Source organism: Allorhizobium ampelinum S4, assembly GCF_000016285.1.
GTDB classification, from domain to species: domain Bacteria; phylum Pseudomonadota; class Alphaproteobacteria; order Rhizobiales; family Rhizobiaceae; genus Allorhizobium; species Allorhizobium ampelinum.
Genome location: NC_011989.1, coordinates 475,246 through 498,506, shown reverse-complemented (window position 1 = coordinate 498,506; position 23,261 = coordinate 475,246). Strand labels below are relative to the sequence as shown.

Below are 23,261 nucleotides of genomic sequence, written 5' to 3'. Positions count from 1 at the left end.
TCTGGTCGACCAGTTCGGCGAGGAAGTGCTCGTGCTGAAGCAGCTTGGGCTTCCAAAGCCGCTCCTGTCGCGTCTCATTCAGCAGGCGCTTGCCCATGGCACATCGATAGAGCAGGAATTTCTGGCCACTGGCGACATGGAGGCGCAGGACTATTACGCCGCCCTCGCCCGGCATCTCGACCTGCCCTTTCTGCCTGTGCTTCCGGTGGAGCAAGTTCTCTATTCCGACCACATGGACAGCCAATTGCGTAAGCCGGGCCTATTGCGGCTGCATGACAAAGTCCGCGCGCCGATCACCGTCATCGTTCCCGAGGCACGGCAATTCCATGTCTTGAAGGAGCGGCTCGCGCATGCTCCGGATTTGCGAGCATCGCTTGCCATCACCACGCCGAGAGCCCTTTCTGGCGCTATCTGGCAGGCTGGCGCCCGACACCGCGTGGAAAAAGCCACGGCACATCTGTTCGATACGGCACCACTGTCCTCGGCGCGCATGGTCTTGACGGGCAAACAAGGTTTCTGGCTAGGATCTCTGCTGACGGCGACACTCGCCGCCTGTTCCACCTTTGGCTATGATGCGCTGGCGGTGATGCATATTCTGACATCGCTGCTTTATCTTTGCATGCTCGCCTTTCGGGCCGCGACCCTGGCCTATAGAATCGGAGCGGCAGCCCCCCCGCCCGCCTTGCCCGCCTCGGTGGAGCTTCCGGTCTATACCGTTCTTGTGGCGCTTTATCGGGAAAGCAGCATGATCCCGCAATTGATAGACGGGCTGCGGCGGCTGGACTGGCCGGTTTCCAGGCTGGATATCAAGCTTGTCTGCGAAGCCGACGACCTGGACACGCTGGGCGCGCTGGCAGAAGCCGACATACCAGCCCATATCGAGATCGTCCCAACCCCGCCGATTGGGCCGCGGACCAAGCCGAAGGCACTCAGTTATGCGCTCTCAGGCGCACGTGGTGATTTCCTGGTCCTCTATGATGCAGAGGATCGTCCGCATCCCGCCCAACTCAAGGAGGCCTATGCCCATTTCCTGTCCCGCCCACCTGAAGTGGCCTGCCTGCAAGCGCCGCTGATCATCGCCAATGGCGATGAAAGCTGGATTAGTGCTTTGTTTGCGCTCGAATACGCGGCTTTGTTTCGAGGCACCCTGCCAATGCTTGCCTATCATGGCATGCCCTTGCCGCTCGGCGGGACGTCCAACCATTTCCGTATCGAGGCCTTGAAGGATGTCGGTGCCTGGGACCCTTATAATGTTACAGAGGATGCCGATCTCGGGCTGAGACTGTTCCGGGCCGGCTACCGCTGTGAAACGATCACCCGGCAAACCCTTGAAGATGCACCCGTCAGCAGCCGCATCTGGATGGGCCAGCGCAGCCGATGGTTCAAGGGCTGGCTACAGACATGGCTGATCGTCATGCGCGAACCACGCGTCGCCTGCAAGGAAATGGGGGGATCGGCCTTTGCCGTCTTTCATCTGATGATTGGCGGCATGCTGCTATCATCGCTGAGCCATCCCGCCCTTCTGCTATTCCTGACCATGACCGTCTATAGCATGGCCAACCCGCCCGCCGATGGCATTCCCCTGCGCGACCTGACGGTGTTCTGGATCGACCTGGTGAATATTCTCGGCAGCTATCTTATTTTCCTGGCCCTCGGCCGTGCCGCCATGACCGAATTCGAACGCCGCCGCATCGGCAGACGCTACCTGTTCATTCCGCTCTATTGGCTGATGACATCCATTGCCGCCTGGCGGGCGATGATCGAGCTGAAAACCAAGCCATTTTTCTGGAACAAGACCCCCCATGCGCCGAGAGGCAACGAACGAAACCGAAAAGCACAGCCGAACAAGGGTATTGTTTAGAGCATCGAACCGAAGGTTAAAAACCGGTTTTCGGATGAATCCGATGCGTAAACAAAAACGTATACGAAGAGTGATGGAAGATGGCCCTTCGTATTCCTTTTGAAAATATCTCAAGCCGTGCAAGCATTTGAGATATTTTCAATGTCTTCAAGGCGAGGATGCGTCAGCATGTCAGAGACTTGGTATTATACCAAGTGTCATATTCAATCACTTCATTGACGCAACGAAAACAGCGCACTTAATTTTTGCCCACCAACACGCCGCTGCCCGGCACCTTGGTCAGTGTATTTGTGGTGATGTGCGGAAAGGTGATCTCGGTCGGCGCGTCACCAGGTTTCAGGACGATCGGGATCTTTAGCATGATGGTCTGAGAATATTGCAGCTGATCGAACTGGCCGTTACCGGTATCTTCGATCCAGTAGGTCGCGTAATATTGCGTCACATCAGCGCGTTCCTGTTCGTAGTTGATGTTGGCGACGGCACCACCACCTTGATCCGAATTGACGTCGAGTTGAACGAATTGCTTAATCGGCAGGGAGACGACCAGCGCATCCATTAGCGGCTGATTGGGGTTCTGCGCATAGACCGGGTTGAGGTTCTGCACCGACTGGCGTGTGTAGACGCCGGTATCAATACTCCCGGCAGGCAGCACCTGCGGCGGCGGGCCAATCATCGGGGCACCCTGCTGTACCGGGCTCGCACCGACAGTACCGCAGGCGAGCACAGAATTACCGTGCGGCACGGAAATCTGTTTGAAGATGTTGTAAGGCAACTCGGGTGGCACCGTGCCGAATGTCTGCAGGCCCGCCGCTTCCCCGTCGCCGTCGCCGTCGCCGTCGCCGTAAGGCCCGAGTTCCTGCGCCGCCGGCGTAAGAAAACCCCAAATGCCGTTTTCGAAATGCACAAGCATGTCCTTGGCCGGGCCGTCCGAAATATAAACCCGCTGCTCATAGAGCAGAGCGTGGGAGATCTGGCTGCCTGTACCCCCGCGATTCGCCGCCGTGCCGTGAATTGCCGAGAACGTTATTTCCTCATAATAAGACATGCTCTTCAGGATATAACCGAACGGCGATTGAGTAGGATCACTGGGATCGGCAGTGGGTGACTGTGGCAGCGTCATCAGATTGTAGGAGAACGGATTTTCCGGTCCGCCACGGCCGGAGGCGCCAATATTTTGGTTGGTCCAGGTGCCGATGAGATATTCGAGCGCGCCAACCGACATGGTTTCGGCGGGTGGGTTGGCCTGGGCTGGCTCGTTGATCAACGGTAGGCTGAGCGTCGGCGGCACGACTGGCTGTGGCGGATCGACGAACTGCCCCTGCTGCCCGCCACCGATGCGCCTTGCCGTAGTTTCTACCGTGGCTTCCATCAACAAATCCTTATGGTTGAATATTATAAATAACTCTACCATCGGTCGTATTGATCGAAACAGAACGTGTCAACGACATAAACACGCATTAATTGTTATCATGCAATTGAGTTCCACCAAAAGTGGTGGTGAGGTTTATCCAGATGGTCATGCTTAGGCCGAGCTGCAACGGTCCAGACCGTCTGGAAATCCCATCATAATTCACTCCTGCAAGGCAAGCACAACCTGTTGGTATTGCCTTTGCAAACATCTCAAGCCGCGCCAAGCATTTGAGATATTTGCAATGCCTTCAAGGCGAGGATGCGGGGGCATGTCAGAGACTTGGTATAAGAAGCGTATAAACGCGAATTCGATCCTTCCTCGCCCGAAAAAAGCGACATTGACTCCTCTCAAAAAATAGAACATAAAAAGAACAAACGAGAGGTCATTAATATGTCTGAAGCCGAAAAAATCATCGTCGTTCAGTTTAAAAAGAACCGTGCTGGCATCGTACCGGGCGATATGCGTCCAGCATCAAGCGTCGCTTCTGCGGAGAAAATAGCTGGCGCAATGGCCGATCGCTACATTGGCGTTGCCGCATATGCTGTCACTATCGATGAAGAAAACGGAAGCATGACGAACCCCCGCTTGCTCGTATCGCACGGACAGATCTCGGATCTTATGCCCGACTGACGTAATCGCGTCTAAAAGGAATGGCACGTCTTGTCATTAATAGCATAGCAGTCTGGCAGGCGGCCCGCATCTTTGGTGTCTGTACCAAGATCGTCCGGCGCTGAACGGATCGCTTCCGGCATACGACAGCGAGGCCATGGCGGATCGCTCGTCCAGGCCGCATGCAAGCCCCAGGATGACGGATCAGACGCTGACAAGCCGCATCATCACGCTGCGCCGCCAACGCCTGGCCGGAGCAAGCAGATCTCCATCGAAACGGGCGTGTCACCGGCAACGCTCAGCCGTGTCCTGAAGCGTGCCGGGCTCTCACGCATCAGAAATATCGACAGCGCCTCTCACCCTATATGGCGCAAAAAGGTTCGCTGTCGCGCTTTATATCTGCTGCATAATTTTCACCTTAAATCGATTCCGATTTAAGGAATTATGCAGTAGCTCCCCTGCAAACGTGTAGACGATGGAAACGCAAGCAGGTGCAGTTTCCGAAACAATCGATGCCACCGACTCGATAGAGGCCGCCCAAAATCTGGCAACACACACCACATCAAAGATGACAAAACGCTACGCCAGAGGCGACGGATTGGAAATGAGTCGAAAAGTGTCCGTTGCCCGCGCCGAACAGCGCAAGTGACACGGACTGACACGAGTGACACAGATTTCTTGTAGGTTATTGAATTTTCTGGAGCGGGTGAAGGGAATCGAACCCTCGTATTCAGCTTGGGAAGCTCCAGCTAAGACATGTAAATCAATTCGTTACCTGTAAAACATTGCCTGCATCCATTACAAATCCCGTAATCATTTCAATAGGGCTGTAAAACGAAATTCGGCAAAGCCCCTGTCTCAACCCTTCGTGAAAGAGTCGCTGGCGTGCATCGTTCTATTTTGCCAGCAGAACATTTAAGCGATGTCCATTTCCCCGTTTCCAACGATAATTCACCAGAACCGACGGACGGTGGGTGTTGTGCAGCGACCGGCATAACCGGTTATAGCCGCAGCCAACGACGGAACGCCGACACAGGCGATCGCCGCGCGTCTTTCAATGTATCGACCAGATGCCGCAAGACCGACGATGCTATCCGGGACGCAGCATCGCAAACCGTACGCCACTTAAGGCCTTCACGAACGCGCTGAGAAAAAATCTGAACCATCACCGGAAACGTGAAGTGAGGGATGCCGACAGAAACATTAAAACGAGGAATAAATCCTCTGAGTAATGTGGCCACCCGATCCCACTCCAAAATGCCGCACTATCAAAAGGAACCCCTTTCGGTAAAAGCAGTCGAAAGAATATGATCAAAATATTCGATAAGTATTGAACGGCTTACCTTCTTTATTTCATCTTTCTATCCGATTTTTTATTTAATAAAAATCGAACATTAAAATATAAATCCTCGAAATACATCAAAAAATTAATAATAATATTTTACACAATTCCAAATTGCATAAGACGTCATAGATGTTCTTCATCTTCACACGAAATCGTGACTTTTCTCGGTCGCAACTGGCATTGCAAATGTCTGTAAAAGCAAACATTGTGACACTATGAGTTGATGGGGCACATCGTAAAACTCATTTCCAGACTTTATAATATACATGAAGGATGAATAGTTTTCATCCTTTTCTTCGCCTAGATTTCTGTTCAATTATAAATGAGCGTTTTACAACACTCGTGGGAGGAGTATTGTGAATGTACGCAGCACGCCGTTAGATTCAACGACAGAACAAATCTCTTCTGATGATCGCCGAGTTGAACAATTCGGCGACGAGAATAGACTATTGTCAGCGGATCGCGAAAATGACGCCGTTGAACCGGCGTCGCCAATCAAAAACAAGCAGAATATTATTTGGATCGCGTCCTATCCAAAATCCGGAAATACCTGGGTCCGTGTTTTCGTCCATAATCTCCTGAGGGAGTTGCGCGGCGAAACCCAGGGCTCACAAGATATCAATGACCTGGGTCGCTATGCCATTTGGGAGCACAGCTATCCTCACTATACCCAAATCCTCGGCAAGGCGCCAACGCGTGCGACAGCCGAAGAGATGGCCAAGGCGAGACCTGCGGCACAAGCTTTGATTTCGAGGCAACAGCAGGGTCTGTCCCTGACCAAAACACATCTTTGCTTTGGAACCGACCATGGCACGCCGACCATAAATCTCGATGTTACTTTGGCCGCCATTTATATCGTCCGCAATCCACTGGATGTGGCTATTTCCTATGCGCATCACTGCTCCCGCTCAATAGACGCTATTATCGCGGACATGGCTCAGCCGGGCTTTCGAACACTTCCCACCGAAAAACACGTTGGTGAGATACTTGGGAGTTGGAGCCAGAACGTTGCTAGCTGGATGGGGGTCGCATCTCGGCCCGTTCATATAATGCGCTACGAAGACATGCTGGACTATCCCGAGCGCATGTTTAGCGGTCTTGCAGCTTTTCTTGGGTTGCGTCCGACAAAAAAGCAGCTCGAAAGTGCTATAGAGAAGTCATCCTTCGCCGAACTTGCAAAACAGGAGACTGAGCGTGGCTTCAAAGAAAAGCCAAAACAAGCGGAGCGATTCTTCCGGCAGGGGCGTGCAGGTCAGTGGCAAGACTTGCTATCAGAAAATCAGGTTCAACGTGTATTGTCTTCTAGTGCGCCGATTATGCAGCGTGTCGGATATCTGCCACCAAGAGGCGTAGGGTCAATAAAATATTCGTTGCCCTCAAAGGAGGGAAATAATGGCCAATAATATATTAATAAAAAAAATTGATCCTATTCAAAAAATAATTATTATATTTTTTTCTGTACTTTTATTCGTTTTAATATTTATATTTATTTATTTAATTTTCCGAGTTTATTATGATCTTAGATGCACCGATAGATTCGTGTATCTAAGCTTTATTGAGAATCAATATAAATATATTTCTAATAGATACCCAGTAAATCAATACAGCGCATGCGACGCAACTGTAGCCAGCTCTATAAATATAATATTTCTCACAATTTCATTTATAAATATTGGTGTATGCATTTTAAATTTAAAAAAATTTGATTTATTTAGATATAAAATAAATAAAGACAGCTTATATATAATTAAAATGGCTGGATCTCAGGCTACTATTATCGCATTAATTGTCATAATGACGAGAATCGACTTATATTATCACTTCATAACGATGGGATTTCAGAGTTTGTTTCATGATAATTACTCAACTGTGTTTTTTTTGGCTAACTCTGTTGCTTTTTCCATATCCGTTTTCTTTCTGTCGTTAGTCTTACCGATTTGGCTTTGGTGGTTAGTGCGTGGAAGACGTTTACAGCAGAGTTTTGAAAATTAAATCGGACGGGGAGTTAATAAGAAATGTCAGAAAGTAAGAGTGTAACTCCGGATAAATTTGATTCTGTAGAGCATACTGTTGAATCAACAATGAGTGGGATTTTTAGTCTTGTGGAAGGACTCGAGAGCAGTGCGCTGGCGAAAGAGGCTATCTCCACAGCCGAAGAGGCATATGGCAAGGGATTTAGCGTTTTTGGTATAGCGAAAGGAACGTACGATGAAGGTTCCAACGGTGCAGCTCGATCAGCTGCCGGTATCGCCGGCGCTGAACTCGGCGGAGCTGCAGGCGCCTTCGTTGGTGCTGCTGCCGGCAGTTTTTTCCCGCCCGCGGAAGTCATAACAGTTCCTCTTGGAACAGCTATCGGTGATTATCTGGGATTTGTCGGCGGGACCGTGATGTACAACTTGTCACCTCTCAACGACACTGAGTCGGTTCCGACAAGTATGAACGATACATTCGGTTCCGAAATAGAAGTTGCAAGTCTCGATGGCAACATTGGTTACGAAGGCAGGGTCGACTCGAGTGACCCTTTTTCATTTTCAGGCTGGGTAGATGGCACGCCAACCACAGACCAAACCGACGTTTACGGCTCTACTGGCTACAATACGGACGTCTCTGTAACGCGCGAATATGCATCCACCGGAGGTTCATCGAATCTATATGGCGGAGGTTCCACCGCAATCAGTAGTTCAGGTGCTATGTCGTCTGGTTACTACGGTGGTGGATCCTACACGGGTGGATCTTACGATGGAAGCACGGGCGGCGGTGGAACCGGAAGCACGGGCGGCGGCGGGACTGGTAGCACAGGCGGCGGCGGGACCGGTAGCACGGGCGGCGGCGGGACCGGTAGCACGGGCGGCGGCGGGACCGGTAGCACGGGCGGCGGCGGGACCGGTAGCACGGGCGGCGGCGGGACCGGTAGCACGGGCGGCGGCGGGACCGGTAGCACGGGCGGTGGCGGGACCGGCAACTCAGGCGGCGGCTCGGGCAGTTCTGGAGGATCAGGCGGCGGTGGTTCGGGCGGTGGCTCGGGTGGTTCGCCTATTGTGTTGGATCTGAACGGCAATGGCATCCAGATCACCGCGTTGAACGCGTCGGACAAGTATTTCGACATGGCGGGCGATGGCAAACAGCACAAGACTGCTTGGGCTGGAGCGGGCGATGGCGTGCTGGTCCTAGACCTCAACGGGTCGGGCAAGATTACCCAGCAAGATCAGGTACAGTTCACAGCCTGGGACCCCACTGCGACCTCCGACATGCAGGCTCTCAGGGATGTCTTCGATACAAATCACAACGGGAAGCTCGACGCCGGCGATGCCGATTGGAACGACTTTAAGGTAATGGTCACCAATGCCGACGGGTCGACCACTTTGAAGACGCTGGCACAGCTCGGCATTACATCGATTGATCTTACGAGCAATCACCAGGACATAGTCTTGCCAGACGGCTCGGCGATATCTGGCGAAACCACGTTCACGAAGAGCGATGGGTCGACAGGCACTGCTGCCGACGCGGTTTTCTCCTATGATCCTGATGGTTATCTGGTCAAGCAGACCCGGACAAAGAATGCCGACGGCACATCGACCCTTGACAGCAAATCCTTCAATGCAAATGGCACGCTGGCCAGCGAAACGCTCTCTACCTACAGCGCCGATGGGAATTCGGTAACCCGGAAATTCGACGATAATGGCGACGGAGTCTTCAACCGTACCCAGACGGATACGAAAACCACCAATTCTGATGGATCGCTGACGGAAACCATCCGCAACTATGATAGCAGCGGCACCAGGTTGACGAGTGAGCTTCAGCTCATTACCGCATCCGATGGCAAGACGCGCACGATTTTGCGCGACACGAATGGATGGGGCTTCTTCGACGAGGTGGAAACCGTCACGTTCGGCTTGGATGGCTCTGAGACGACGACCGCCAGTGACATGAATGCCGATGGCTCGCTTCGGGATCGTACCATCGTCACCACCAGTGCCGATGGCCTGAGCAAGACAGCTCAACTGGAAAAGACTGGTAGCGGGCAGATCGATTCCACCCAGACCGACACTATTACTGTCGCCTCGGACGCAACGCGAACGGAAACCGTTATTCAGTACGCTGGTACCGGCACGGCGCAAGCAAACACAATCGGGACGTCGACGACCGTCACCAGCGCCAATGGCGACAGCAAGACCACCAATACAGATCTTGATGGCAACGGCTCTACAGATCTCGTTTCCACGAGTTCGATTGTCTTCAATGCTGATGGCAGCACGACGACGACACAGAGTGAATCGAATGGCGATGGCACTCTTCGCGATCGCACGGAGACGGACCTCAGTGCCAATGGCATCAATAAGACCACCAAGGTCGATATCGATGGCGACGGTGTATTCGATACGATCACGATAGAAACCGTTGTGCAGAATAGTGACGGGTCAGGCTCCGATACGACGGCAACGAACAACGCCAACGGCAGCTTGCGTCAGGAACAAGTGTCGTCCTGGAGCGCCGATGGTAAGACGAAGACTTCAGAAACCGATCGGGATGGCGATGGTCATTTCGACCGGATTGATGTGACAACGATTGGGAGCGATGGCAGTTCGACCGAGACGGTCTCGAGTTACAGTCCAAATGGATCAGTTCTCGTTTCGAAGACACTCACGGTCACGAGCGCAGATGGCCTGACCAAAACCAGCCAGATCGATGTCAACGGAGACGGCAGCTTCGATTCCGCGCAATCGAGTGCGACCGTGCATAACAGTGATGGTTCATCCACAGTAACGGTTATCGCCAAAAGTGGTGCCAATGCTGTGGAAACCGGCAGAACGGTCACGACGACCAGCGCCAATGGTCATTCCATTACCATACAAAAGTTTCTCGATGGTCAGTCAACAGCTGATTATGCAACAACGGATGTGAAGGCGACAAACGCCGATGGATCCTCCACGGAGACTGTGACGACGTTGATCGGCACAAGCCAGGTTCAGGTCAGTCGTACTGTCACCGTCGTCAGCGAGGACAAGCGGACGACGACGGTTTCGACCACCATCGACAACAGCCAGTCACCGACGTCCGTGACTGAGACAGACATCCATGCCGATGGTTCCGAAACTCAGACGGCCTCGAATTACAGCCCTGACGGCTCCGTGCTTCTGTCACGTACTGTGACGACGACCAGCGCTGACGGCCTGAGCTTCACAACCACCCGCGATGCCAATGGCGACGGTGTTATCGACGCGACCTCCGTTTCGCAGACTGCGCTTGAAACCGACGGTTCAATGGTAACGACCCTAATCAGCGATCACGGCTCCGGCACGAGTGCCGCAAATGAAGTGGGTGAGACACAGACCACAAGCAGTGCCAACGGTTTGTCGGTGATCACCCGAACCGATGACGATGGTAATGGGAGCTTCGACAGCGAGAGCGTGGATTCAAAGACGCTCAACGCAGATGGCTCCACGACAGAAACCCTTTCCACCTACAACGGCGACGGTTCACGTCTTCTAGGCCGGGCGCAAACTGTAACCAGCGCTAGTGGCTTAAGCATTACCACGAGCAGTGACATCAATGGAGACGGGACGTTTGATGCCATAACTACAGACGTAACCGTTCTCAACGCAGATGGTTCTAAAACGGAAACCAAGACTGTTTCCGACGCAAATCATACCCTGGTCTCAAAATCCGTTTCTACGACAAATTCTGCTGGGACCGCAGGTTCATCCAGCACGTATCTGAATGGCAGTGCCACTGCATATCAAAGCCAGACGCTCAGCGTTAATGCCGATGGCTCAAGCACATCTGTAACGTCGACCTACGACCCAAATGGCGTTGCCACATCTTCTTTCAGCAAAACCATCAGCGCCGATGGGCTAACTCAATCGAGCACGCTGACCGTTAGCGGTGATCAAACAGCCGGCCGCTCGACCTCGTCGGTTGAAATCCTGAATGCCGATGGCTCTTCCGCGCAGTCTTTTTCTGATTTCGGATCTGGAGGTGCGCTTGCCGACAAGACGAGCGATCAGACCAGTGCCGACGGCCTTTCGACCGCTACTCAGTGGGATGACAACGGTGATGGCGTCGTCGATTACTCTCTATCCAAAACCACTGTCCTCAATGCGGATGGCTCCACGACTGTTACGAGCAGCAGCTACAATGGTGATGACTCGCTGCACAACCGGACGATCACGGTCACAAGCGCCGATAAGAACAGCGTAACGACGACACGTGATGTCAACGGCGATGGCGCGGTCGATCAAACCGTTCAGAGCCTCACGAATGGAGACGGATCTAGAACAGTCGCAGCGATGGATGGCACAGTGGAGACAGCCTCTGGCCGGGCATTCGGGTCGCAGGATGGCCGCTATGAAACAGATAGCGCAGACGGGCTGACAAAAACCGTGCTCTACGATGCAAATGGCGATGGATTGGCGCAGACCGGTCAAGTCTCGACTACCACCGTCAATTCCGACGGCAGTCACATCACGACGATACTCGACGAAACGTTCTCAGGCGGTGATGCCAGTTCGGCAAATCCAAGCTACAGCGCCACCATCAGCGATCGGACCCAGATCAACTCCAGCGCCAATGGTCTGGATAGCCTGACAAAGTGGGATCTCGATGGTTCGGGAGATTATGCCGAGAGCAAAGCCGATGTGAAGAGCATTGGCAGTGATGGTTCGACAACCGAAACCATCAGCATGGTCGACAATGGTGTCCTGGCCAGCAGGGAGTCCATCCTCACCAGTGGCAACGGTCTTAAAACAATAACATCCTGGGATGCAACAGGTTCGGGAACCTATGCACAGCAGTCGGCTTCGGCCAAGATTGTCGAGGCCAATGGCTCCACGGTTGTGACAGTTAATGCCTCCACCGTCACCGGTTCGGATCTTTCAAGTTCAGCCACGACGACGGCGGCGGACGGACTGAGTTCAATCACCGATATTGACGAGGATGGTGATGGCGTTGCTGAAAAAATCAGGAGTCAGACAATCACCCAGCGTGCCGATGGCTCGAACTCGGTCGCTATTTCGGACCGTAATGCCTCGGGGATCTTGCTCGACACGATCGTCACCCAAACCAGTCTCAGCGGACGTCACCAGATCACCAGCACGGATGCCGATGGCAATGGTATGGTTGATCAGATTGCCGATACACTGAAGTATGTGGATGGCAGCACACAAACCACGAAGACCAACTTCAACACAGATGGCTCAACTGCAAGCCGAGTTGTCTCGACCACCACCGCGGACGGCTTGGTGACAACCACCAACCAAGATCTTGACGGCGACGGATTGGTGGACAGGAAGGTTGTAGATACGACGACCAACAATGCCGATGGTTCGAGTAAGCTGCTGGAGCAGACCTACGGAACAAGTCAGTCTGATGCATCGGGAGTGAAATCCGCCATCGCACCGGTATTAATCAAGGCTGTGTTGCGGACTGAAAGTGCAGATGGCCGTACAACGGTTACCACGACCGATGTCAATGGCGATGGCAGTGTCGACAAAGTTGTTACGGGCGTGGCGCATGCCGACGGTTCTAAGACCATGACAATCAAAGCCAATGCAGCCGCGCAACGCTATCAAAGCCATCTCGGCACTGTGCTCTGGCATTCCGCCTTTGCCGCTCAAGACGAGAAGGTCGCTGCCAGTAGCATCCAGACCACGGACTCCACGGGCATGAGCAGCACTGTGTTGTCGGACTATGACGGCGATGGCATCAACGATCATCAAGAAAGCTGGACGAGGAACATCGACGGATCGCAGATTGCTACGATCAGCGACATGGATGCCGATGGCGGTATCGCTGCGCGCGGCCTGGAAACCATCACTGCCGATGGTCTGACGACGATCCTCTATGAGGATAGCAGCAATAGCGGCATGATCGACCACATCGACAAGGCCGTCATGCGGGCGGATGGTAGCGAAGTCGAAACCATTAGCGATCTCAATGACGATGGTTCCGTGGCGGGATCGACCACCACCACCATCAGCGCCACCGGCCAGACCAGCACCAGCCGGTCCACGTTTCAGTCAGCGACCACGCAAACCGTGTCGGACGACAACAGCAGCCGCAGCTTTTCCGGAAGCGACGATGCCATCGACGTCGAAGGTCAGTCCAACCAGATCATCCTTGGCAATGGCATCAATCAGGTGGCCCTCGTCGGGGACGATAATACCGTTCATGAAACCGGAAATACGGTCGCCACCATTGCAGCCTATGGGGCCAATGAACGCCTGGAGGTCAGCGGGCGCAACAATATCGCCACGGTTTCCAATGCGTCCGTTGTCGTCGATAATGGTGGCGGGCTGATCCTTTCGGGAGGCAACGACAGCGTTGTTCTGCACGGCAACAGTCAGGTGCTGATCTGGAGCGGCGATGGCAATACGGTGGAAATCTCCGGCTACGGCACGAGGCTCGACGCTTCCGGTACGACAATCTCCATCGACGATGGGGCAACAGTCCTCGTTAGCGGTGATGACGATCAGTTCGCTGCCCATAACGGTTCGGTTCTTGTTGATACCGACCGAACGGTGAGTGGTGATGAGCTCGATGTTATCGGCCAGGGGGTCAATGCGGCGATTTCCGGCTGGACCATTTCCGTGGGCGAGAATGCGTCCGGAACGGTGACGGGAGATGATAACGCCATCGCTCTCTATGGAAACGCCGTGTTCTCCATTGCCAGCGGCGCCGATAATACTGTCGCAGCCTTCGGTACAAACAATACGGTGATGGCCTCGAATGCCAGCGTTGTCGTGGAAACCGACAGCAGCCTGACACTGACCGGTAATGGTTTGACGATCGATGAATATACCGATGCAAGCCTGACCCTTTCGGGCAGCGGGAGCACCATCTCCATCGACGGACGGGGCACGACCGCCACGGCCTCGAATGCGACGATCATCATGACGGGTTCGGCGGATGCCGTTGTCACCGGGGGTGGCGATACGCTGAATGTCTCAGGCAATAGCAACAATGCCACGCTTTCGGGCGGAACCGTTCATGTAGGGACGGCAACGCAAGCCACCAGCCTATCCCTGGCGGGAGATGGCGATGACATCACGCTTGCCGGGAATGGTTCCTCGCTCGATGCCAGCGGTTCTGGCGGCAGGCTGGATATTCAGGGAGATGCGACAGTCGCCTCGATCTCGGCGGCTACCATTCAGGTCGATGGTGATTTTTCCACCATCTACGGTGAGAATAATACGATCACGATCAACCGCGCTGATGCGTCCGTCGCGGTGTGGGGCGATCACAACCGCATCAACGGCAATGCGAGCGGTGACACCGTGACCATTGTGGGGACGGATGAAACAGCCGCATTGTCCCATGCAAGCGTCACCATCGGCACGGACTCCGCCGTCACGATGACGGGCGACGATCTGGCCATCGAGGCGGACATTCGGGCAAGTCTGACCGTTTCGGGCAACGACAACGTGATCTCAATCGGAGGGCGCGGCACCAGCATCACCGCGTCGAATGCAACGCTTGTCATGAGCGGCTCTGCCGATGTCACGGTTACAGGAAGCGACGACGTTCTAAATGTGAGCGGCAGCAGCAACAATGCCGTTCTATCGGACGGAACCATCAATATCGCCGAGGGCGGGGAGGTGATGGTCGACGGCAATAACAACATCGTGGTTCTGAATTCCGGTAGCGATATGGACACCGCCGATGGCACCGGGCTGCACGACACTGTCGAGGTCAAGGGCGCCGGTGCCTTGACAGCGGTGGATCAATCGAGCGTGACGCTAGATGCCGGGGCATCGCTCTCCCTGACCGGTGAGCAGGATACGATCACCGTGGGCCAGGATACGACGCTCGAAATCTTCGGGGCCAATGATAACTTCATCTTCCATGCAGGCTTCGGCCAGGATGTAATATCGGGTTATCAGGCCTCAGGCAGCAGCGCCGATATGATTGCTTTTGATCACACGACCTTCTCGGATTGGACAGATCTTCTCTCCAACGCACAGCAGTCCGGACAAGATGTGGTCATTACCTCTCACACCAATGACACACTGACGCTAACGAATACGTCCCTTTCAAACCTTCAGCAGAGCAAGTTCAGCTTCTCCTGAGCCGGAACTGATTCAAAACAAAGTGCTGGGCCGGATGTCCGTCAAATTGAATTTGACCGAAGCCGGCTCAGCAGTTCTTGGTGGGAGGCACCCTTGAACGTTGATGTTTTTCCGGAAGCCGTGGATTCCGGTCTGTCTGCTCTTTGCGGAATAGCCGCCTTCTTCAGGATCGCGGCGGACCCCAGGCATTTACAAAAAGAACTAGCTCTGACAGGGCGGGCTGCCGATGAAGACGATCTGGTACGCGCAGCTGCCATGATTGGTCTTAAAGCTCGCACCGTTACTGGGTTGACCGAAAAGCGCCTGAACACCGTCCCTGTTCCAACCATCGCCTGCATGAGCGATGGTGGCTTCCAGGTCTACGCGGGCAAGACGACGAGTGGTGGCTATCGTGTAGTTGACCCAATAACCAAAATCGCCCGCGAATTGACAATCGATGCCCTGATGGCCGAACTCGGACGGAAACTCGTCCTGGTCGGCCTGCGCGTCGGAGGACAAGGTACCGACCCCAGAAAGTTCGGCTTGAGTTGGTTTTTGCCGTCTATCTGGCGCTATCGCAAGCCGATCATCCACGTCCTGCTCGCCTCTTTTTTCGTTCAGATCTTCGCTCTCGTCTCGCCGCTCTTTTTCCAAGTCGTGGTTGACAAAGTTCTAACGCACAAGGGCTATTCGACACTCATTGTTCTGGTCGTTGGCCTGGTCATTGTGGGCTTATTCGATGTCGTGCTGAAGTACCTGCGCAGCTATGCCCTGTCGCACACCACCAATCGTATCGACATCGAACTCGGTCAGCGTCTCTTCCGCCATCTGTTACATCTGCCGCTCGGCTATTTCGAAACGCGGCCGGCCGGACATACCGTCGCAAGAGTGCGTGAGCTTGAAACCATCCGCAATTTCTTGACCGGGCAGGCTTTGTTCTCAGTCATCGACCTGTTCTTTACCATTGTCGCGATTGGCGTTCTGTCGGTTTACTCCGTGTGGCTGACGTTGATCGTCGTCGCTTCAATCCCCCTTTACGTGTTGATCGCACTTCTCGTGCGTCCGGCGTTACGCAGCAAGATCAACGAAAAATTCAATCGCGGCGCCATAAGCCAACAATTCTTAGTTGAGGCTGTCGTCGGCATCCACACAGTCAAGGCCGGTGCGGTGGAGCCTGTCATGCAGGCGCAATGGGCCGAACGATTGGCGGCCTATGTTCGAACCAGCTTCGATGTGACGATGCTAAGTGCAGGCGGACAGAACGCAATTCAATATGTCAGTAAAATCTCTACCGCTCTTATCCTTCTGTTCGGCGCCAAGGCGGTTATTGATAATGATCTGACCGTCGGTGGCCTGATCGCCTTCAATATGATTGCTGGACAGGTCGCGCAGCCGATTCTGCGGCTGTCGCAAGTCTGGCAGGACTTCCAGCAGGTGCAGATCTCCATGGACAGACTGGGCGATATCCTGAATTTTCCCACGGAATATGCGCCGAAAACAGCACTAACGCTTGCCAGGCCCCGAGGTGGCATCGACATCCATGACGTGACCTTCCGTTATCGTCCAGGTGGGCCAGAAATCCTAAAATCCGTCAGTCTCAGTGTCCGTCCAGGAGAAATCATAGGTATCGTCGGCTCGTCTGGCTCCGGAAAGTCCACACTGACAAAACTGGTTCAACGTCTTTATAGCCCTGAGCAGGGCCAACTTCTTCTGGATGGCACTGATATTTCTCAGCTCGATCCAGCATGGCTGAGGGGACAAATTGGCGTCGTCCTACAAGAAAACCTGCTGTTCAACAGAACGATCCACGAAAATATCGCTTTCGCAAACCCGGCCCTGCCGCGCGCAACAGTGATCGCAATTGCCACGTTGGCCGGCGCTGACGAGTTCATATCGAAGCTGCCACAGGGCTATGACACACAGATTGAGGAACGGGGAGCCAATCTATCTGGTGGGCAACGGCAGCGAATTGCAATTGCAAGAGCGCTCGCCACGAACCCACCGATCCTTATTTTCGATGAAGCCACCTCTGCGTTGGACTACGAAAGTGAGCGGGTGATTCAAAACAATATGAGCAAAATATCGCAAGGCAGAACAGTGCTGATCATCGCCCACCGGCTGGCGGCGGTGCGGCCATGCAACCGTATAGTTGGGATGAGGGACGGCAAGATTGCCGAAGTAGGCAGTCATTCTGAGCTGCTCGCAAAACCTGAAGGCATCTATGCCAGGCTTTGGGCACTGCAAAACGATCCAGCAGGTGTGTCATGAATGTTTCGCTCAAGCGATCTCAAGGAGCAGTCACGCTGCTGCGCAGAACCGATAAACCAGTCAGGACGGACCAGGAATTTCTTGCGCCGGCTCTCGAGATCTTGGAGACCCCGCCCTCGCCTGTGAGAATGGCGCTTGTCGTGATCATCGCCGCTTTGTTTGCGGTCGCCATCACTTGGGCAGCGGTTGGTAAAATCGATATTGTCGCAACGGCTCAAGGCAAAATCGAGCCAACGCTTAAGGTAAAGATCGTTCAACCTCTGGCCACCGGTAAAGTGTCCGACGTTCTGGTGCAAAATGGCGACCACGTCTCCAAGGACCAAGTTCTCGTGCGTCTGGATGACTCGTCGGCTGCATCTCAGTATGATGATTTGTCGGAGCAACTGGCCGCCAGCAGAGCCGAAGTCGCTCGACGTAGTGCCGCTATTGAGACTGTTTCGTCACGGAACTGGCCGGTTGGGGGAGCGACACAAATCAATGTTGCCTGGCCCGAAGGAATATCGGTTGCGTTGCAACGCCGGGAACAAAGCGTCCTTGACAGCGACGTCGCGCAACTGTCCGCACAACTCTCACTCATCGATAGTCAAATCGCTCAGAAGACGATCGATTCCGATGCGTTCGGAGCGACAGTTTCGGCACAGGAGAGCCTAATCTCAACACTAAAGAAGCTGACATTTATGCGCGAGACGCTGTCTCAGAACAACGCCATGTCGACTGCGGATTGGCTGAACGCTTTGCAAGAAGAAGAGAAGGAACAGGTTTCCTTGCAAAGCGACATCAATGAAAAGCTTGATGCCGACGCAAACATCGCAGTCCTCAAGCGACAAGCCGTATCGACGACCCAATCATTCATCGCCGATTACGCCCAGAAGCTAGAAGCAGCGGACGAACAGGTACAGGAACTGACACAGCAGTTGCGTGAAGCCAAGGCCCAACTCGATGATATGACGTTGCGTAGCCCGGTCGATGGTACGATTGAAGCATCGACACTCACATCGATCGGGCAGGTGCTGACCAGCGGATCAGAGGTGTTGCGCGTTGTTCCCGAGGGAAGCCATCTCGATATTCAAGCATACATCACCAATGATGAGATCGGGTTCGTTCAGGTCGGACAAGCAGCGACCATCAAGGTAACTGCGTTCCCTTATACGCAGTACGGCACGATCAGTGGAACTGTCCTTCAGGTTGGCAAGGATGCCGTATCGACCTCTCAAGCCCAAGCGGATCTCGCAGATTCCTCCTATACAATGACCACGACGGCATCAGGGAGCACGTCTCAATCCGCGGATACGCTTGTATTTCCCGTCATCGTCCAGTTGGACAAGAATTTCATCGGAACCGCAGAGCGCAGCGCCTACGTGTCGCCTGGCATGTCGGTGTCAGTCGACATCAATACAGGTGACAGGACTATTCTCGATTATCTTTTCGCGCCCCTTGTCGATGTCACAAGCTCGGCCCTGCACGAACGCTGATAGAAAGCCTTACAATGGGAAAGAAAATGCTTACGCTTATCCTGCTATTCAGCTGGATTTCGTTCATTGAAGTTTCACAAGCCACGGCCGGCGAGCGGATTGTCGTCCCGATCCACGCGTTAGAGCGTCACAATATCGTGCGCTATTGGATACCTGTAAAAATCGGAGCAAAAACAGTCGAGGCGATCTTGGACACCGGTTCGACTGGACTTCACGTCATCGGCGAAACGGTCTCTAATCAAGATTATGCCCCAACGGGCCAGCAGATGCGATATTCCTATTCAAACGGCCAGACGATACTTGGCGATGTCGCGACAGCCCAGGTATCTTTTGCGGATACCGCTGAGACGAAGACGATCCCGATTGACATTATCAGAGACCTCACGTGCAACCAGACCGTCAAGCGGTGCCTGATGCCGCTCGATAAACGGCTTGAGGACCCAGGCCAACTTCTTGGCAAGGAAAACTATCAGGCAATTATCGGCGCAAGCATGCCCTCCCTCTCATTCAAGGCAGCCGCTCCTAATCCGCTGATCAGCTTCGGGGACGCTTGGATTATCAGGCTGCCACGGTCTGGCGAGAACGAAGGTGAACTGATTATCAATCCGACATCGGATGAAGTCGCTGGATTCGTACGATTTCCTGCGGGACAAGGCCCCAACGAAGGCGGCGGGCGGGATAATCCGCTCCCAGGCTGCCTTACCATTGAAAGCTCGCGTAAACAGTATTGCGGACCGATCGTTCTCGACACTGGAAACCCGCAAATCTTGGTCATTGCCCCAGAACAGTTTCATGCCTGGCGCCCGGGCACCAAGGTAGCAATGTCTTTTGACGACGGCAGCAACCCTTCGCTGAAAGCCAGCTTCAGCGTTGGCAACGGTATGACAGACTCCACCCGACTAGCTGTTGGACCTTTCCCCAATTTCCATCAGCCACCCACCAGAGTTCTGGTCGGAGTGGAGGTCTACAAACACTTTTCCGTACTCTACGATTATAAAAATGGTCAGATTGGCTTAAAGCGTCTCTAAAGTGGCGTGCCTCTTATCAATACGCGGAGGCTACTTGCCCACGCCATAATGAGCTTCAAAAGATCAATTCTCCTCCGTGAACCGGAGGCAAGACCAAGAGCTACCGCCCTAATAGTTATTTCCGCATCTCACTTCCCCATGCTGAATGACATTTCTTTTAATAGCAGTTCTGCTTGAGCGAGGACCATCTGCACCGCCTCCTGCTCCAAATCTGGCGGATAGCCGAAACGGGCACTGTAAACTTATCGCCTTGAACGCACCATCTTGGCGTGAGGAATTAGTTCATGCGGCGTGAAGGCGTGCGATTTGGTGCCATGCTTGCATGGCTGCTGTTCGCAGTTCGCGATGGTGGACGGATGGAATATCGTGGCGGGGAATGTGAAAAAGGTTGGTGATCGGGTCATGGATGGAAACGAAACGCTGAAGATGTCGTGTTGACTTGAAGCGCTTCATGATCCTCTCCCGTCGTCGGACGGGCTGATGAGAGTTTTCCGCCCGATTGTTCAATCCCTTGTGAGAACGATGCTCAACGCCGGGCATGACCTCCCGCTTTGCTGCACCATAGGATCGTATTTTATCGGTGATCATCACACGCGGCGCGCGGCCTTGGGCTTTCACGAGCTTGCGCATCAAACGTTTTGCCGCCTTGGCATTGCGGCGGCTTTGCACCAGCACGTCGATAACAAAACCATCCTGATCAACGGCGCGCCAAAGCCAGTGTTTCCTTCCACCGATGGTGATAACAACCTCATCGAGATACCATTTGTCCCCGAGCCTGCCGGCAGATCGCTTGCGGATATCGTTGGCAAAATGTCTACCGAATTTCTCCGCCCAGAGCCGCACGGTTTGATGAGAGACGATGATGCCACGCAGTGCCAGCAGATCCTCGACCATACGCAGGCTCAGCGGAAACCGGAAATACAGCCAAACTGCATGGGCAATCACCTCGGCGGCAAATCGGTGGCGACGATAAAGAGGATCACGGCTAGATCTGGTCATGTAGCCAGATTCCTCATTTTGATCGATGTCCGGTTAACGTTACGATGCCGCTCCGGTGCATATTCTTATTCAGTCGTTTCTTGAAAACTCCGCCACCCAGATCATCAGCTTAGCTTTTGACGACTTCCTGAATCGTTTCGCATAGGTCTTTATCTTTGATGCGAGCTTTGCGTGCCGCCTTGGCAAACCAAGCGGTTTTGAAAGCCCGCACAGTTTCCTCGACATCGGTCATACCGCTATGTAGCACTGGGTGCTATTCAAATGAAGATGTCGGATGGTTCTTAAGCTTCTCGGCCGTTCGCCAGTTTACGGGGCCTACTGCCGAGAACTGGCACCTCAAGCGGCCGCCACGTTGAGTCGAATACTGTGGCAAAAACTGCTTTTAATGTAATTTATTTGTCGTATCGTAGCGGATTATGATGTTTCATTGATTGTGGCAGATGCGCTGCGTCGATCACTGAACGTACCTGTCCTGTGGTCCGGCCAAGTTAATGGCCAAGGTTTTCGATGTAGCCGGGACGTGTGATGACGATGGTGAGAGAAGCTGCAAATTTCCAGCCAGTAGGCTATCGATGGAGACTGAACGATGTTGTCACGTTAAGTTGCCCCGTTCGAGAAAGGCCGACGGCTCGAAATTTTAAGCGATGCAGGCAGCAATTTTCCATGCATCAAACGCTTCGAGGCGATGGTAGCGAATTGTTTGTGCGGCGCGGCGGCGGGAGGGAACAAAAAAGCAATTGCGGGTGGCTGAGTGCATGGCAACGAACCGTTGCAACGCTCCTGGCGATCGGTGGCCCTGCATGGTTCGTTCTCGTTTTCGAAACGGCAGATGGCTGTTCTCGGCCCGATTGTTGAGCCCCTTGTGCGACCAACGGTTAAGGCCGGGAGCCACATCCGCCTTTGCCGCACCGTAGGAGCACAGCTTATCAGTGATGATCCGCTTGGGAACAAAGCCATAGCGCTTCATCGACGCCACGAGCAGGCGCTTGGCTGCCCTTTTGTCACGCCGCTTCTGTACTATTTCTTCGAGAACGGTGCCATGCTGATCGACTGCGCGCCAGAGCCAGAACTTCTCTCCAGCGCACTTCACAACAACCTCGTCCAGATGCCAAACATCGCCGGGGCGGGCCTGCCGTCTGAGCAAGTTGCGGGCGATATGGGGTCCGAACTTGGCGATCCAACGGCGGATCGACTCATATGAAAGATCTATCCCACGCTCGAGTAGCATTTCCTCAACTTCACGAAGGCTCAGGTTGAACCGCATGTAAAGCCAAACCGCTTGAGAAACGATCTGCGGCGCAAAACGGTGACGCTTGAAACTGATATCGGGTGTCTGCATCGCCGAAATTTACGCCCAACCCAAAACGTAGGCAACTGCAAGCCAGTTAACGTGACAACACCCTGCCAGGCCATGCGGCCCCTGGCCTCGATTTCGGTGATATGATGGTCTCGCGCCGATGGATCAAGCGTCGATTGCGGGCTAGCAACGGCAGTCTTGGGAGGCGGAATAATGACCTCGATAACCTCACCAAGGCGTGTCGATAGAAGGTGGCGGGTTGGCGATCCGTCATAGACAGCATCAGCGATAAACCTGGCAACCGGGCCGCCAATCTGGTCAAGAAGACCAGCCAAGGCTGTGGGATCACCGACATCATCTGTGGTCAATTCGGAGCAGATGATCTCGCCACTGACAAGATCAAGCCCAATGTGGAGCTTTCGCCATCTTCTGCATTTGCCTTTGATTTTGTACTTGTTTTCCAGCCATTCGCCCTCACCGAAAATCTTCAGTCCGGTGCTGTCCACCACCAGATGAACCGGCCCCGATGGCCTGGTTGTGGGCATTCTTGAGGGCAATACTAGCCCCTTGCCTCGGCGTGACAAGGTGGAGAAATCTGGCACGGCAATGTCAACGCCCATCAGTTTCACGATACTGCGCATCATGTCTTGGGTTTGACGTAAAGGCTGATCGTAAACCACATGTAAGCTCAGGCACATCGTAATCGCCAGATCTGAATATTTCGGCTGGCCGCCTCGAGATGTCCGGCGCGGCGCGACCATTGAGATTGCGCATCAACGCTTATCCAGACCGTCAAATCACCGCGCTGACGAAGGCTTTCATTATAAACCGCCCAGTTTGTAACCTTAAACTTCTGCTTGGGTATCTTGTGCCGACGGTCTTCATTGTGCTTATGCGGCATCAGAAATATCCTGAGACCCAAAATGGT

At 53.7% G+C, this 23,261-nt stretch carries 15 protein-coding genes and 2 pseudogenes; 11 read left to right on the top strand and 6 right to left on the bottom strand.

Annotated features, from left to right (window positions below; translation table 11 throughout):
- Nucleotides 1–31: 31 nt before the first annotated feature.
- Nucleotides 32–1,861, top strand: a complete 1,830-nt coding sequence (locus tag AVI_RS02340; protein ID WP_234617995.1) for a glycosyltransferase family 2 protein — start codon at nt 32–34, stop codon at nt 1,859–1,861.
- 238 nt (nt 1,862–2,099) lie between these two features.
- On the opposite strand, the gene AVI_RS02335 is transcribed toward AVI_RS02340, so the two are convergent.
- Nucleotides 2,100–3,230 (bottom strand): heme-binding protein, encoded by a 1,131-nt coding sequence (locus tag AVI_RS02335; RefSeq protein WP_015914837.1) that lies wholly within the window; start codon nt 3,228–3,230, stop codon nt 2,100–2,102.
- Nucleotides 3,231–3,662: 432 nt separating this feature from the next.
- Between AVI_RS02335 and AVI_RS02330 the strand changes: the two genes are divergently transcribed.
- The 10 genes and pseudogenes from AVI_RS02330 to AVI_RS02300 all read left to right on the top strand — a co-directional run bounded on the left by AVI_RS02330 (nt 3,663) and on the right by AVI_RS02300 (nt 20,037).
- Nucleotides 3,663–3,902 (top strand): hypothetical protein, encoded by a 240-nt coding sequence (locus AVI_RS02330; protein ID WP_015914836.1) that lies wholly within the window; start codon nt 3,663–3,665, stop codon nt 3,900–3,902.
- Nucleotides 3,903–3,958: 56 nt separating this feature from the next.
- Nucleotides 3,959–4,229: pseudogene (locus AVI_RS31375) on the top strand (IS481 family transposase); the annotation flags it as partial.
- 127 nt (nt 4,230–4,356) lie between these two features.
- Nucleotides 4,357–4,530 (top strand): hypothetical protein, encoded by a 174-nt coding sequence (locus AVI_RS30940; protein ID WP_156553924.1) that lies wholly within the window; start codon nt 4,357–4,359, stop codon nt 4,528–4,530.
- A 1,052-nt stretch (nt 4,531–5,582) separates the two neighbouring features.
- Nucleotides 5,583–6,629, top strand: coding sequence for a sulfotransferase domain-containing protein (locus AVI_RS02325; RefSeq protein ID WP_015914834.1), 1,047 nt, complete (start codon nt 5,583–5,585; stop codon nt 6,627–6,629).
- 805 nt (nt 6,630–7,434) lie between these two features.
- Nucleotides 7,435–7,557, top strand: a complete 123-nt coding sequence (locus tag AVI_RS31685; protein ID WP_267972240.1) for a hypothetical protein — start codon at nt 7,435–7,437, stop codon at nt 7,555–7,557.
- Nucleotides 7,558–7,935: 378 nt separating this feature from the next.
- Complete coding sequence (locus AVI_RS30935) at nt 7,936–8,277, top strand: hypothetical protein (RefSeq protein ID WP_187152369.1); 342 nt, start codon at nt 7,936–7,938, stop codon at nt 8,275–8,277.
- Complete coding sequence (locus AVI_RS02315; RefSeq protein ID WP_139192443.1) at nt 8,265–15,290, top strand: hypothetical protein; 7,026 nt, start codon at nt 8,265–8,267, stop codon at nt 15,288–15,290. Before AVI_RS30935 ends, AVI_RS02315 begins: the two co-directional genes overlap by 13 nt.
- Before the next feature lie 93 nt (nt 15,291–15,383).
- On the top strand, nt 15,384–17,537 hold the full coding sequence (locus tag AVI_RS02310) for a type I secretion system permease/ATPase (protein ID WP_015914832.1): 2,154 nt from the start codon (nt 15,384–15,386) through the stop codon (nt 17,535–17,537).
- Nucleotides 17,534–19,009 carry an HlyD family type I secretion periplasmic adaptor subunit gene (locus tag AVI_RS02305; protein WP_015914831.1) on the top strand — a complete coding sequence of 492 codons (1,476 nt, stop codon included), beginning with the start codon at nt 17,534–17,536 and terminating at the stop codon, nt 19,007–19,009. Before AVI_RS02310 ends, AVI_RS02305 begins: the two co-directional genes overlap by 4 nt.
- Before the next feature lie 26 nt (nt 19,010–19,035).
- The gene (locus AVI_RS02300; protein ID WP_015914830.1) at nt 19,036–20,037 is read left to right on the top strand and encodes a pepsin/retropepsin-like aspartic protease family protein; all 1,002 of its coding nucleotides are present in this window, start codon (nt 19,036–19,038) and stop codon (nt 20,035–20,037) included.
- A gap of 282 nt (nt 20,038–20,319) precedes the next feature.
- Here AVI_RS02300 and AVI_RS02295 read toward each other — a convergent pair whose 3' ends face one another.
- The 5 genes and pseudogenes from AVI_RS02295 to AVI_RS31365 all read right to left on the bottom strand — a co-directional run bounded on the left by AVI_RS02295 (nt 20,320) and on the right by AVI_RS31365 (nt 23,234).
- Entirely contained in the window at nt 20,320–21,036 is a 717-nt protein-coding gene (locus AVI_RS02295) for an IS6 family transposase (protein ID WP_015914829.1), read from the bottom strand.
- A gap of 28 nt (nt 21,037–21,064) precedes the next feature.
- Nucleotides 21,065–21,268 (bottom strand): annotated as a pseudogene (locus AVI_RS02290) (type II toxin-antitoxin system RelE/ParE family toxin); the annotation flags it as partial.
- A gap of 405 nt (nt 21,269–21,673) precedes the next feature.
- A complete protein-coding gene (locus tag AVI_RS02285; protein ID WP_015914828.1) occupies nt 21,674–22,375 on the bottom strand; it encodes an IS6 family transposase in 702 nt (233 codons plus the stop codon).
- The gene (locus tag AVI_RS31370) at nt 22,285–23,031 is read right to left on the bottom strand and encodes an IS5 family transposase (RefSeq protein WP_234617802.1); all 747 of its coding nucleotides are present in this window, start codon (nt 23,029–23,031) and stop codon (nt 22,285–22,287) included. Before AVI_RS31370 ends, AVI_RS02285 begins: the two co-directional genes overlap by 91 nt.
- Nucleotides 23,022–23,234 (bottom strand): hypothetical protein, encoded by a 213-nt coding sequence (locus AVI_RS31365; protein WP_234617801.1) that lies wholly within the window; start codon nt 23,232–23,234, stop codon nt 23,022–23,024. The genes AVI_RS31370 and AVI_RS31365 overlap by 10 nt, the downstream gene beginning before the upstream one ends.
- Between the last annotated feature and the right edge of the window lie 27 nt (nt 23,235–23,261).

Bases quoted from the DNA above. Each gene is read 5' to 3' on its own strand.
- AVI_RS02335 (WP_015914837.1), bottom strand. From the start codon at position 3,230: ATGGAAGCCACGGTAGAAACTACGGCAAGGCGCATCGGTGGCGGGCAG.
- AVI_RS02330 (WP_015914836.1), top strand. From the start codon at position 3,663: ATGTCTGAAGCCGAAAAAATCATCGTCGTTCAGTTTAAAAAGAACCGT.
- AVI_RS30940 (WP_156553924.1), top strand. From the start codon at position 4,357: ATGGAAACGCAAGCAGGTGCAGTTTCCGAAACAATCGATGCCACCGAC.
- AVI_RS31685 (WP_267972240.1), top strand. From the start codon at position 7,435: ATGAAGGTTCCAACGGTGCAGCTCGATCAGCTGCCGGTATCGCCGGCG.
- AVI_RS02305 (WP_015914831.1), top strand. From the start codon at position 17,534: ATGAATGTTTCGCTCAAGCGATCTCAAGGAGCAGTCACGCTGCTGCGC.
- AVI_RS02300 (WP_015914830.1), top strand. From the start codon at position 19,036: ATGCTTACGCTTATCCTGCTATTCAGCTGGATTTCGTTCATTGAAGTT.
- AVI_RS02295 (WP_015914829.1), bottom strand. From the start codon at position 21,036: ATGACCAGATCTAGCCGTGATCCTCTTTATCGTCGCCACCGATTTGCC.
- AVI_RS02285 (WP_015914828.1), bottom strand. From the start codon at position 22,375: ATGCAGACACCCGATATCAGTTTCAAGCGTCACCGTTTTGCGCCGCAG.
- AVI_RS31370 (WP_234617802.1), bottom strand. From the start codon at position 23,031: ATGTGCCTGAGCTTACATGTGGTTTACGATCAGCCTTTACGTCAAACC.
- AVI_RS31365 (WP_234617801.1), bottom strand. From the start codon at position 23,234: ATGCCGCATAAGCACAATGAAGACCGTCGGCACAAGATACCCAAGCAG.